Here is a 12,628-nt window from a genome sequence, read left to right on the forward strand (position 1 = left end):
GGGAAGGGGCACCGATGCCCGGCCGCTAAAGGCCGGGCATGAAAGGTCGAATTACTCGGCCGCTTCCGACGTCGGCGCCGGTCCCATCTTGGAGTTGTGCAGGTCGACGTTGAGGCCGAGCGAGCGCATTTCCTTGACCAGCACGTTGAACGATTCCGGAATACCGGCCTCGAACGTGTCGTCGCCGCGCACGATCGCCTCGTACACCTTGGTGCGGCCGGCGACGTCGTCCGACTTCACCGTCAGCATCTCCTGGAGCGTGTACGCCGCGCCGTAAGCCTCGAGCGCCCACACCTCCATTTCGCCGAAGCGCTGGCCGCCGAACTGCGCCTTGCCGCCCAGCGGCTGCTGGGTAACGAGCGAGTACGGACCGATCGAACGCGCATGGATCTTGTCGTCGACCAGATGGTGCAGCTTGAGCATGTAGATGTAGCCCACCGTCACCTTGCGATCGAACGGATCGCCGGTGCGGCCGTCATAGACGGTCGACTGACCCGAAGCGTCGAGACCGGCAAGCTTCAGCATCTCCTCGATGTCGGCTTCCTTGGCGCCGTCGAACACCGGCGTCGCGATCGGCACGCCGCGGCTCAGATTGTGGCCGAGCTCGATCAGTTCGTTGTCGTTGAGCGACTTGATCGTCTCGTCCTCGCCGTAGACCTTCTTCAAGGTTTCCTTCAGCGGCTTGATGTCCTGCTTCGACAGGTAGGCATCGACCGTCTGGCCGATGCGCTTGCCGAGGCCGGCGCAAGCCCAGCCGAGATGGGTCTCGAGGATCTGTCCGACGTTCATGCGCGAGGGCACGCCGAGCGGATTGAGCACGATGTCGGCGTGCGTGCCGTCTTCGAGGAACGGCATGTCCTCGATCGGCACGATCTTCGACACCACGCCCTTGTTGCCGTGGCGGCCGGCCATCTTGTCGCCGGGCTGGATCTTGCGCTTCACGGCGACGAAGACCTTGACCATCTTCATCACGCCGGGCGGCAATTCGTCACCGCGTTGAAGCTTCTCGACCTTGTCGAGGAAGCGCTGCTCGAGCCCCTTCTTCGACTCGTCGTACTGCTTCCGCATGGCCTCGATCTCGGCCATCAGCTTGTCGTTCGGCGACGCGAACAGCCACCACTGCGACTTCGGGTACTCCTCGAGCACCGCACGGGTGATCTTGGTGTCCTTCTTGAAGCCCTTCGGACCCGCAATGCCCTGCCGCCCCTCGAGGAGCTCGGCAAGACGGTTGTAGACGTTGCGGTCCAGGATCGCCTGCTCGTCGTCGCGGTCCTTGGCCAGACGCTCGATCTCTTCCCGCTCGATCGCCAGCGCACGCTCGTCCTTGTCGACGCCGTGGCGGTTGAACACACGCACTTCCACGATCGTGCCCTGCACGCCCGGAGGAACGCGCAGCGAGGTGTCGCGAACGTCGGAGGCCTTCTCGCCGAAGATGGCGCGCAGGAGCTTTTCTTCCGGCGTCATCGGGCTTTCGCCCTTCGGCGTGATCTTGCCGACCAGGATGTCGCCGGCGCGCACTTCCGCGCCGATGTAGACGATACCGGCTTCGTCGAGGTTCTTGAGCGCTTCTTCCGAGACGTTCGGAATGTCGCGGGTGATTTCCTCAGGCCCGAGCTTGGTGTCGCGGGCCATCACCTCGAACTCCTCGATGTGGATCGAGGTGAAGACGTCTTCCTTCACGATCCGCTCGGAGAGCAGGATCGAGTCTTCGAAGTTGTAGCCGTTCCACGGCATGAACGCGACCAGCACGTTCCGGCCGAGCGCGAGCTCGCCGAGATCGGTCGACGGACCGTCCGCGATGATGTCGCCCTTCTTGACGATGTCGCCGACCTTCACCAGCGGACGCTGGTTGATGCAGGTCGACTGGTTGGAGCGCTGGTACTTCATCAGCCGGTAGATATCGACGCCCGACTTGGTCGGATCGAGATCTTCGGTGGCGCGGATCACGACGCGGGTGGCGTCGATCTGGTCGATCACGCCCGAGCGGCGCGCCGCGATCGCGGCGCCCGAGTCACGGGCAACGACGCCTTCCATGCCGGTGCCGACGAACGGCGCCTCGGCGCGAACCAGCGGCACCGCCTGGCGCTGCATGTTCGAGCCCATCAGCGCGCGGTTGGCGTCGTCGTTCTCGAGGAACGGGATCAACGCCGCGGCGACCGAAACGAGCTGCTTCGGCGACACGTCCATGTAGTCGACCTTGTCCGGCGTCACCGGCAAGACTTCGCCGGCGTGACGGCAGACCACGAGGTCTTCGGTGAAGCGGCCCTTCGGGTCGAGCGGCACGTTGGCCTGCGCGACCGTGTAGCGGCCCTCCTCCATCGCCGAGAGGTACACGACCTCGTCGGTGACGCGGCCGTCCTTGACCTTGCGGTACGGCGTCTCGACGAAGCCGTACTTGTTCACGCGCGCGAAGGTCGCGAGCGAGTTGATCAGGCCGATGTTCGGACCTTCCGGCGTCTCGATCGGGCAGATGCGGCCGTAATGCGTCGGATGTACGTCGCGCACCTCGAAGCCGGCGCGCTCGCGGGTCAGACCGCCCGGTCCAAGCGCCGACAGGCGACGCTTGTGGGTGATCTCCGACAGCGGGTTGGTCTGGTCCATGAACTGCGAAAGCTGCGAGGAGCCGAAGAACTCGCGCACCGCGGCAGCCGCGGGCTTCGCGTTGATCAGGTCCTGCGGCATGACCGTGTCGATGTCGACCGAGGACATGCGCTCCTTGATGGCGCGCTCCATACGCAGCAGGCCGATGCGATACTGGTTCTCCATGAGCTCGCCGACCGAACGCACACGGCGGTTGCCGAGATGGTCGATGTCGTCGATCTCGCCCTTGCCGTCGCGAAGGTCCACCAGCGTCTTGATGACGGAGAGGATGTCTTCCTTGCGCAGCGTGCGCTGGGTGTCCGGCGCATCGAGGTCGAGGCGCATGTTCATCTTGACGCGGCCGACCGCGGAGAGGTCATAGCGCTCGGCGTCGAAGAACAGCGACTGGAACATGGCCTGCGCCGAATCCAGCGTCGGCGGCTCGCCCGGACGCATCACGCGGTAGATGTCGAACAGCGCGTCCTCGCGCGTCATGTTCTTGTCGGCCGAGAGCGTGTTGCGGATGTAGGCGCCGACATTGACGTGATCGATGTCGAGCAGCGGCAGTTCCTTGTAGCCCTGCTCGTTGAGGGCCTTCATGTTCTTGTCGGTGATCTCCTCGCCGGCCTCGGCGTGGATCTCGCCGGTCTTCGGATTGACGAGATCCTCGGCGAGGTAGTTGCCGACGAGCTCCTCATCCGACAGGCGCAGCGCCTTCAGCCCCTTCTCCTGGAGCTGACGGGCGGCACGGACGGTGAGCTTCTTGCCGGCCTCGAGCACGACCTTGCCGGTGTCGGCGTCGATCAGGTCGTTGATGGTCGAGTAGCCGCGGAAACGGTTGGCGTCGAACGGAACGCGCCAGCCTTCCTTGGTCCGCTTGTAGAGGATCTTCTTGTAGAACGTGGACAGGATCGCCTCGCCGTCAAGGCCGAGCGCGAACATCAGCGACGTCACCGGAATCTTGCGGCGACGGTCGATACGCGCATAGACGATGTCCTTGGCATCGAACTCGATGTCGAGCCAGGAGCCGCGATACGGAATCACGCGGGCGGCGAACAGCAGCTTGCCCGACGAATGGGTCTTGCCCTTGTCGTGGTCGAAGAACACGCCGGGCGATCGGTGCATCTGCGAGACGATGACGCGCTCGGTGCCGTTGACGATGAAGGTGCCGTTCATCGTCATGAGCGGGATGTCGCCCATGTAGACGTCCTGCTCCTTGATGTCCTTGACCGACTTGGCGCCGGTTTCCTCGTCGATATCGAACACGATGAGGCGCAGCGTCACCTTGAGGGGCGCCGCGAAGGTCATGCCGCGCTGGCGGCACTCGTCGACGTCATACTTCGGCTGCTCGAACTCGTAGCGGACGAATTCCAGCATCGAGGTGCCCGAGAAGTCGGAGATCGGAAACACCGAGCGGAACACCGCCTGCAGACCCTCGTCGAGACGCCCGCCCTGGGGTTCGTCGACCATCAGGAACTGATCATAGGACGCCTTTTGAACCTCGATGAGGTTCGGCATCTCGGCGACTTCCTTGATGTGTCCGAAGAACTTGCGAACGCGTTTGCGACCGGTGAATGTCTGCTGCGCCATCGTGGCCTCTCATTTCGTCGCCCGCTCTGGGCGCGCCGTCCAGGACGCAGCTGCCGCCGCTCCCCGGGTTGAATTTTTCGAACCCGTTTTGGGGACCAAAAATCCAGATTCAGGCCGTCATGTCCTGAATCTGTTCTTCAGACCTTCAAAACGCAAAACGACGCGCGGGGCGCATAGGCACGCCCGCCCGTCACAACGATTGTCTTCACGGACTGCAAAAGCCCGAAATAGCCTGCTCTCCCAACGGCTTACAGGGAAATCCCGCATCCCTGCCCACCGCGCTTTCGTGCTGCCGACCCGATATGGGGCGACAATAGTGCAGATTCGAGGGGTAAACCCTCAAATCCCCACACTTTTTCGTGTTCGGCCCGCGTCGGGACGTTCCGTCGCACGCCTTTTGCATCCGGCCCACCCCCGCGAGGGTGGACCAAGATCCCGGGCTTAGCTGATGCTCGCCCGGGATCTCGCGCCAGTAAGCGTTGCTTACTTGAGCTCGACCTTCGCGCCAGCCTTCTCGAGCTGGACCTTGATCTTCTCGGCTTCGTCCTTGTTCACGCCTTCCTTGACAGGCTTCGGCGCGCCCTCGACGAGGTCCTTTGCTTCCTTCAGGCCGAGGCCGGTGATGGCGCGAACTTCCTTGATGACCTCGATCTTCTTCTCGCCGGCGCTGGCGAGGACGACCGTGAACTCGGTCTTCTCTTCCGCCGGAGCGGCGGCAGCGCCACCACCAGCCGGGCCGGCCACGGCGACAGCCGCGGCAGCCGAAACGCCCCACTTCTCTTCGAGGAGCTTCGCGAGTTCGGCAGCTTCGAGCACGGTGAGGCTCGAGAGGTCGTCAACGATCTTCTGCAAGTCAGCCATTGTTCAGTTTCCTTACGTGTAAGTCTGGTTCGGGTTTGAGTTTTGCGAAGGGCGTCAGGCCGCTTCGCCCTTTGAGGCATGAGCCTGGATGACACGCGCGAGCTTGCCCGCGGGCGCGTTGGCGAGCTGAGCGAGCTTGGTCGCCGGGGCCACAATCAGGCCGACGATCTTGCCGCGCAGTTCGTCAAGCGACGGCAGCGAGGCAAGCGCCTTCACGCCGTCGACATTCAGGACGGTCTTCCCCATCGAGCCGCCGACGATGACGAACTTTTCGTTCGCCTTGGCGAATTCGATGGCGACCTTTGGCGCCGCTACCGGATCGTTCGAAGTGGCGATCACGGTCGGTCCCTTCAGCATGGGGCCGATGGCAACGACGTCAGTGCCTTCAAGAGCAATTTTGGCGAGACGGTTCTTCGAGACCTTCACCGAGGCACCCGCCTGCTTCATCTGCTGGCGCAGCTTCTGCATCTGGGCGACGGTGAGGCCGGAATATTGAGCAACGACCGCGACGCTCGTGGTCTTGAAGACCCCATTGAGCTGTTCGACCGCTTCTTTTTTTGCCGCTCGTTCCACAGCAAGCTCTTTCCGGTTGGCGGTCATCGCGAAAGCGGGACCGCCGGGTTGCACCCATCGTCCCGCCCAAACCTGAACCTCAGGGGGCAAACCCTTCGGACACGCCGGGCAAGACGACAATTCAAAGCCTGCCCTCCGGGAGCCCGCTAGAGCCCACGGCGTGTCGAGGTCCGAACCAGACCCGTTCCGCAAGCCAGCCCTTAGAGCTGGATGCGAAGTGAAATCCGGTCTTCACCCGTCTATGCAGGCCATGCGATTAAGCCGTTGAGAAATCGAAATTTCCCGCGGGCGCCTGCAGTCTTGGACAGGACAAGGTCAGCCGGCGAACCGCCCGACCCCTGCCCGCATTCCACCAACCGACGGGTTTTCCTTCCTTTTCCGGCAAATCCTTGCGGACGTCCTGAAAAGGAATGATCTCCTGTCTTGTCGGGTTTTCGGAATGCGTGCACGAACGCGCCAGCCGAGGCCGGCACGTCCGGAGGCGGTTCTTTAACCGCTCCGGGCCTGCTTGCCAAGAGCAAAATTCACACCAGTTCCAATCCGTTGCCGGGCGGGCTTGAGATGGCCCAACAAGGACCGATTCAGGCCGATTTGACCGCGTAAGGCAGCGGCTTGCCCGCGAAGAACGCGGTCAAGTTCGCAAGTACACAGTTCTGCATGGCGACGTGCGAGTCCAGGGTGTGGCCGCCGATATGGGGGGCGAACACGACGTTCGGGAGCGCGGTCAGCGCGTCGGGCCTGTGCGGTTCCTGCTCGAAGACGTCGAGGCCGGCGCCGGCGATGGTCTTGTCGGTCAGCGCCGCAACCAGGGCCTTCTCGTCGATGACGGAGCCGCGGGAGATGTTGACGACATAGCCGTCCGCCCCGAGGCGCCCCAGGATATCGGCGTTGACGACGTGCTGTGTCTCGGCCCCTGCCCGGACCGCGATCATCAGCACGCTGCACCAGTCGGCGAGCGCCTCCAGCGTCGGGAAATATTGATAGGCCAGATCGTATTTGCTGCGGCTGAAATAGCCGACCTCGCTCTCGAAGGCGGCGCAGCGCGCGGCGATCTTGCGGCCGATCTCGCCCATGCCGTAGACGCCGATACGGCGGCCGGGCATGCCGGCCTGCGGACGCATCATCGGCGAGGGCTTTGACGCGGCCCAATCGCCACTGCGGACATACTGGTCGGCGACCAGGATCCGCCGCGTCGTCGCCAGCATCAGGGTCATCGCGATATCGGCAACCGAGGCCGCATTGGCCCCCGGGCTGTGGCCGACCGCGATGTCACGCGCGGCGGCCGCTTTCAGGTCGACGCCATCATAGCCGGTGCCGTAGCAGACGATGGCGCCGAGATTCGGAAACAGGTCCATCGCCTCGGCCCCGAGCGGGGTGCCGCCCCCAGTCAGCATCGCGCGAATGCCGCCGAGCTCGTCCGCCGAAAACACCTCCCGCACGGGCTTGCCGCCGGTGTCGAGCATCTCGAACCGCTCGGCGAAGCGCGCCATCATCGTCTTGGGGAAGCGCGAGTAGATCAGGACCTTGTCAGCCATTGTTCTCGTTTCCAGTGAACGCCGCCACAAACGAAGAGGGGCGGAATCGGTTGCCCAATTCCGCCCCTCGCCTCGTGCAATTTCCAAACCTCTAGCCGAGGCAAACCTTAGCCGAGAATGGTGCCCGGCTCGACCTTCACGCCGGGGCCCATCGTCGAGGACACCGCAACGCGCTGGATGTAGGTCCCCTTGGAACCGGCCGGCTTCGCCTTGGAGACAGCGTCAGCCAGGGCCTTGATGTTCTCGACCAGCTTCTCCTCGGAGAACGAGGCCTTGCCGACGCCGGCCTGCAGGATGCCGGCCTTCTCGACGCGGAACTCGACCGAGCCGCCCTTGGCACCCTTCACCGCACCGGTGACGTCCATGGTCACGGTACCGATCTTCGGGTTCGGCATCAGGCCGCGCGGGCCCAGCACCTTACCGAGACGGCCGACCAGCGGCATCATGTCGGGGGTGGCGATACAGCGGTCGAAATCGATCGAGCCGTTCTGCACCTTCTCGACCAGGTCTTCGGCGCCGACGACGTCGGCACCTGCCGCCTTGGCCTCATCGGCCTTGGCGCCACGGGCGAACACGCCGACGCGCAGCGTACGGCCGGTGCCGTTCGGCAGGGTTACGACGCCACGGACCATCTGGTCGGCGTGACGGGGATCGACGCCGAGATTGATCGCGACCTCGATGGTCTCGTCGAACTTCGCCTTCGCGCGTTCCTTGACCATCTTGATGGCTTCCGCGAGCGGGTAAAGCTTTTCGCGGTCAACACCTTCGCGGGCTTTGTTCAAACGCTTTCCGATTGCCATGACCGCTTACCCCGCCACTTCCAGACCCATCGAACGGGCAGAGCCCTCGACCATCTTCATGGCCGATTCGATGGTGTCGCAATTCAGGTCCTTCATCTTCTTCTCGGCGATCTCGCGCACCTGCGCCTTGGTCACCTTGCCGGCCTTGTCGCGGCCCGGCGCCTTCGAGCCGGACTGGATCTTGGCGGCCTGCTTGAGGAAGTAGGACATCGGCGGCGTCTTCATCTCGAAGGTGAAGGAACGGTCCGCATAGATGGTGATGATCACCGGGATCGGGGTGTTCTTCTCTTCCTTCTGGGTCTGGGCGTTGAACGCCTTGCAGAACTCCATGATGTTGAGACCGCGCTGACCAAGCGCGGGACCGATCGGGGGCGAAGGATTCGCCGCACCGGCCGGGACCTGAAGCTTCAGGTATCCGGTCACTTTCTTTGCCATGTATCACTCCTGTTGTGCCGGCATGTCGCCGGCGGTTTCAGGTTCGTGGTCTGGGTCGGATGCGGCTGGCAACCGCCCTCTCCCTCCCACGGCCTCTCTTTGCGCGAAGCCTTCGGCTTCACGCGCGACCCGATCAGACCTTCTCGACCTGACCGAATTCCAGCTCGACCGGCGTGGCGCGGCCGAAGATCGACACCGCGACCTTCACGCGCGAGCGCGCCTCGTCGATTTCCTCGACCACACCCGAGAACGAGGCGAACGGGCCGTCGGCCACGCGCACGTTCTCGCCGATCTCGAACGACACCGACGCCTTCGGCCGTTCCACGCCTTCCTGCACCTGGTGCAGGATGCGCATGGCCTCGGCTTCCGAGATCGGCATCGGCTTGTTTTCCGCGCCGAGGAAGCCGGTCACCTTCGGCGTGTTCTTAATCAGATGAAACGCCTCGTCGGTCAGCTTCATCTTCACCAGCACGTAGCCCGGGAAGAACTTGCGCTCGGCGTCGATCTTGCGGCCGCGACGCACTTCCGTGACCTTCTCGGTCGGAACCAGCACCAGCTCGAACAGCTCCTCGAGCCCGCGCTGCTTGGCCTGCTCGCGGATCGATTCGGCGACCTTCTTCTCGAAGTTCGAATAGGCGTGGACGATGTACCAGCGCTTGTCGGACAATTGAGCGGTTGCTGTAGCCATCAGTGAATGCCCAAGAGGAAGGTAATGAGGTAACGGATGATCTGGTCGGCGGCGAAGAAGAAGATCGAGGCCACAGCGACCATGACGAACACCATGATGGTGGTGATCGTGGTCTCGCGACGGGTCGGCCAGGTGACCTTGGCGGTCTCCGAGCGCACTTCCTGCAAGAACTTGAACGGGCTGACTGCCATCGTTTGATGTCCAACGTCCGTCGACAGACGCGAATGAATTTCAGGGATCCGAACAGCCGCCGTTGGCCCAGCCCTCTGTCTCGAAGGATGAGCCGGAAACCGGGCTCGATTGTTCGGGGGATTTCAAAGCCGCGCCGGAGATCCGCGTCTAACGGGCCGGCTGCAGGTGGCGGGTATCTACTGCGAACGGGGCCAAACGTCAAGGTCACGGCTCACCCGTCCAGCGTCCCTCGTCCCCGGACGGCCTACGGCAGAGCCCATGCGAATCAACGGTTTACCGGGCCGGGTCGAGCGTCCTCCTGACGCTCGGACCGACCTCACCACCCGCCTCACGCTGACGGCGCCCGCAGGAGGCGCGTCAACCGGCCCGGTCGACCATGGAAATGCCCGGCAACGGCACCACGAACTTTCCGCCGTCAGCGAAATAACCGGCATGCTTGGCCCGGATCGGGTCGACGTAGCGCCAGGCGAACACGACGACGAACGCCGGCTTGCGCTCGTAAAGGGCGGCGGGCGGCAGGATCGGGATGTCGTAGCCGGGGCCGGCCATCACGTTCCCCTTCTTGGGATCGTCATCCACCAGGAAGTCGATCTTGCTCTCCAGGCCGAACTGCGGAAGCAACGTCGTGGTGCCGACGGAGACGCCATAGCCGGCGACAGATTGACCGCGCGCATGGGCGGCATCGGCCATCGCGACCAACTCGTCGCGAATCGCCGCGATCCGCTTCACATAGGGCGCATAATAGGCCGGCTGATCGACGCCGAGCCGGTCTTCCTCGGCGATGAACCGCGCGACCTCCGCCGACGGCTTCTTCGCGCCGCCGGCGCGCTGCACCGTCACGCGGATCGAGCCACCCTTGGTCCAGATGTGCTGGACGTCGATCACTTCCATCCCGAGCCGCGCGAAGAAGCGCGTCAGCGGCTTGATGTTAAAATACGACAGATGCTCGTGATAGACGGTGTCGAGCAGGTTCTTCTCGGTGACGTCGACGCCGTATTGCGTTTCGAAGACGAACAACCCGTCCGGCGCAAGCACGTCACGGACCCCGATCACCAGCGGATCGAGATTATCGACATTCGCGATCATGTTGTTGGCGATCACGACGCTTGCCGCACCGTGGCTTTTCAGGATGCGGTGCCCGACAGCGTCGGTGAAGAAATCGCCGATGGTCTCGATGCCCGCCTCAGTCGCGCGCCGCGCGATGTCGACGGCGGGATCGACGCCCAGCACCCGCATGCCACGCTCCTTGAAGAAGCCGAGCAGCGATCCGTCGTTGCTGCCGAGTTCGACCACCAGCGAGCCCGGCGCGATTCCGAAGCGGCTGACGACGTCGCTGGCATAGCCTTCGAAATGCTGCCGCAGGCCGAGCGAGAGCGAGGTCGTGTAGACGTAGTTGCGGTACTGGACCTCCGGATTGCCGACATGGAGAATCTGGAGGTGGCCGCAGTCCCTGCACAGATGCAGCGCCATCGGCACCGCGGCCCTGAAGACGGGATCGTCAACGCTGGCGTCCGGCACCTGGAAGTTCGGCGTGCCAATGGGCATGCCGGCCATCGGGACGACCAGCTCTTGCTTGTCCGAGTGACAGAGGCGGCAGGTATGACGGACGTAGAACAGGTTTTTCATCGTGGAACCGGAAAACGGAGAGATGCGCGCAGGTGGGGCAATCCCACCCTGTGAAGATCAGATGGACAGAACTGGTTCAAGCGGGTCAAGGGTGGCTCGATACCTCCTCGGCCTTCGCCAGCCCGTAGTTCGGTGATTCTTCCGCAGCCTTCGCCGCCTTGTCCGCGGAATACGAGCCGCGCTCCGGACTTGCCAGCCAGATCACGCCGCCTGCAAGACCGATGACCACGCTGACGGCACCCAGCAGGAGCGAAACCGACAGCGCCTCCTCGGAAGGAACGCCCGCAAGGCCAAGGCAGGCGACCATGGCCCCCTCGCGAACGCCCCAGCCGCTGATCGAGATCGGAACGGCCGTCAACAGCACCACCGGCGGAATCAGGATGCCGGCGTCCAGCACCGAGAGCTGCGCTCCGACGCCGCGCGCCAGGACGTAGCAGGCCGCTGCCGTCACGAGATGGATGAGGAGCGCCGATCCGAGCAGCAAACCGCGGCACTCGGATCGCACGAGAAGAAACCTGACGAGCGTTCCGAACCGGACGAAGCTTGCGATCGCGGGAAGCGCGATGAGACGCTTCGGCAGGCGATCGAGCGTCAACAGGACCACGGTGCCGGCGACACCCGCCAGCGTCAGCCCGCCGATCGCCAGGATCGCGGCCTCGTTGGACACGCGCGACATCAGGAGCGGCAATCCCGCCGCCATCAGCACGATCAGCCCGATCAACGCCGTGAAACGGTCTGCGGCAACCCCCTTGACCGCCTCCGGCCACTGCACGCCACGCTGGCGCAGCAGCCATATCCGAACCGCGTCACCGCCTACCGACGACGGCAGCACCTGATTGAACCAGAGGCTGATCATGAGGATCCGCCAGCCGGCGAACCAGTCCAGCGACACGCCGAGCGCACGCATGATCAGCTCCCACCGGCCGTTGAGCACGAAGGTCTGAAAGAAGATCAGCGCCAGCGCGAGAGCGAACAGGAAGGGGTCGACGGAGACGAGATGAGTCCGCAACCGGCCCAGATCGAGGCCGCGCGCGATATAGGCCAGCACCGCGATCGACAGCAACAGCTTCACCGAAAACAAAGCTGTCTGTTTAAAGCGCGACTGCATCCGATACCCGCCTCAGGACGCCGGGTATTCCGCGCGACCGATGACGAGGTCGATCGCGGCCATCATCCAGAACTGGTGCGTGGTCTCGACAATGTTGTAGCTGCGGCTGTCCACCCAGAAATTGACGTCGCCGAGATTACGCAGGGGATTGTCCGCATTCATGCCCGACATCGTAATCACATCGAGCTTCATCGAACGCGCCTGCGCGACCGCATTGAGAATGTTCTTCGAGCGCCCCGACGAACTGATCGCAACGAGGCAGTCGCCGGCGCGGGCGCTCAGCCGCACGGCGTGCGCGATCCAGTCCTCAAAACCGTAGTCGTTGGCGAGGCACGACATCATGCTTGCATCGCTGAAGCACAGCGCAGGCACCGATGCGTTCTTTGCGAGGTCGATCGCCAGATGCGAGGCGATGCCGGCCGAGCCGCCATTACCGATGAAGATGACTCGACCGCCCTGCTCGCGCGTGCGCAACCAGGCCGTGCGAGTGGCAGAGATGCCGGCAAAAACACCGTCGTCAATCGCCGTCGCGCGATGAAGGCGTCCGACGTAATCGTCGAGGAAAGCCTTGTGATCGGGATCGAGAGATTCGGCGGGCATGGCGTGACGGCTCGACTGCAACATGACGCCCTGATACCGG

General features: G+C 63.7%; 11 protein-coding genes. All 11 read right to left on the reverse strand.

Annotated features, from left to right (window positions below; genetic code table 11):
- Positions 1 to 51: 51 nt before the first annotated feature.
- The 11 genes from rpoB to WN73_RS25840 all read right to left on the reverse strand — a co-directional run bounded on the left by rpoB (position 52) and on the right by WN73_RS25840 (position 12,588).
- Complete coding sequence (gene rpoB / locus WN73_RS25790) at positions 52 to 4,170, reverse strand: DNA-directed RNA polymerase subunit beta (protein WP_011088159.1); 4,119 nt, start codon at positions 4,168 to 4,170, stop codon at positions 52 to 54.
- A 483-nt stretch (positions 4,171 to 4,653) separates the two neighbouring features.
- On the reverse strand, positions 4,654 to 5,031 hold the full coding sequence (gene rplL / locus WN73_RS25795) for a 50S ribosomal protein L7/L12 (RefSeq protein WP_011088160.1): 378 nt from the start codon (positions 5,029 to 5,031) through the stop codon (positions 4,654 to 4,656).
- Between the two features lie 54 nt (positions 5,032 to 5,085).
- Complete coding sequence (gene rplJ / locus WN73_RS25800; protein ID WP_011088161.1) at positions 5,086 to 5,604, reverse strand: 50S ribosomal protein L10; 519 nt, start codon at positions 5,602 to 5,604, stop codon at positions 5,086 to 5,088.
- 581 nt (positions 5,605 to 6,185) lie between these two features.
- Entirely contained in the window at positions 6,186 to 7,139 is a 954-nt protein-coding gene (locus tag WN73_RS25805; RefSeq protein WP_028171389.1) for a 2-hydroxyacid dehydrogenase, read from the reverse strand.
- A gap of 107 nt (positions 7,140 to 7,246) precedes the next feature.
- Positions 7,247 to 7,939 carry a 50S ribosomal protein L1 gene (rplA, locus tag WN73_RS25810; protein ID WP_011088163.1) on the reverse strand — a complete coding sequence of 231 codons (693 nt, stop codon included), beginning with the start codon at positions 7,937 to 7,939 and terminating at the stop codon, positions 7,247 to 7,249.
- A 6-nt stretch (positions 7,940 to 7,945) separates the two neighbouring features.
- Entirely contained in the window at positions 7,946 to 8,374 is a 429-nt protein-coding gene (rplK, locus tag WN73_RS25815) for a 50S ribosomal protein L11 (RefSeq protein WP_011088164.1), read from the reverse strand.
- Positions 8,375 to 8,507: 133 nt separating this feature from the next.
- A complete protein-coding gene (gene nusG / locus WN73_RS25820) occupies positions 8,508 to 9,062 on the reverse strand; it encodes a transcription termination/antitermination protein NusG (protein WP_007602985.1) in 555 nt (184 codons plus the stop codon).
- Positions 9,062 to 9,253, reverse strand: a complete 192-nt coding sequence (gene secE / locus WN73_RS25825; RefSeq protein WP_007611620.1) for a preprotein translocase subunit SecE — start codon at positions 9,251 to 9,253, stop codon at positions 9,062 to 9,064. Before secE ends, nusG begins: the two co-directional genes overlap by 1 nt.
- Positions 9,254 to 9,611: 358 nt before the next feature.
- A complete protein-coding gene (locus WN73_RS25830; protein ID WP_271555310.1) occupies positions 9,612 to 10,880 on the reverse strand; it encodes a class I SAM-dependent methyltransferase in 1,269 nt (422 codons plus the stop codon).
- Between the two features lie 85 nt (positions 10,881 to 10,965).
- A complete protein-coding gene (locus WN73_RS25835; protein WP_271555323.1) occupies positions 10,966 to 11,952 on the reverse strand; it encodes a lysylphosphatidylglycerol synthase transmembrane domain-containing protein in 987 nt (328 codons plus the stop codon).
- A 48-nt stretch (positions 11,953 to 12,000) separates the two neighbouring features.
- Positions 12,001 to 12,588 carry an SIS domain-containing protein gene (locus WN73_RS25840; protein WP_231166508.1) on the reverse strand — a complete coding sequence of 196 codons (588 nt, stop codon included), beginning with the start codon at positions 12,586 to 12,588 and terminating at the stop codon, positions 12,001 to 12,003.
- Positions 12,589 to 12,628: the final 40 nt, after the last annotated feature.

The organism is Bradyrhizobium sp. CCBAU 45394 (assembly GCF_028128655.1).
Lineage (GTDB): Bacteria > Pseudomonadota > Alphaproteobacteria > Rhizobiales > Xanthobacteraceae > Bradyrhizobium > Bradyrhizobium diazoefficiens.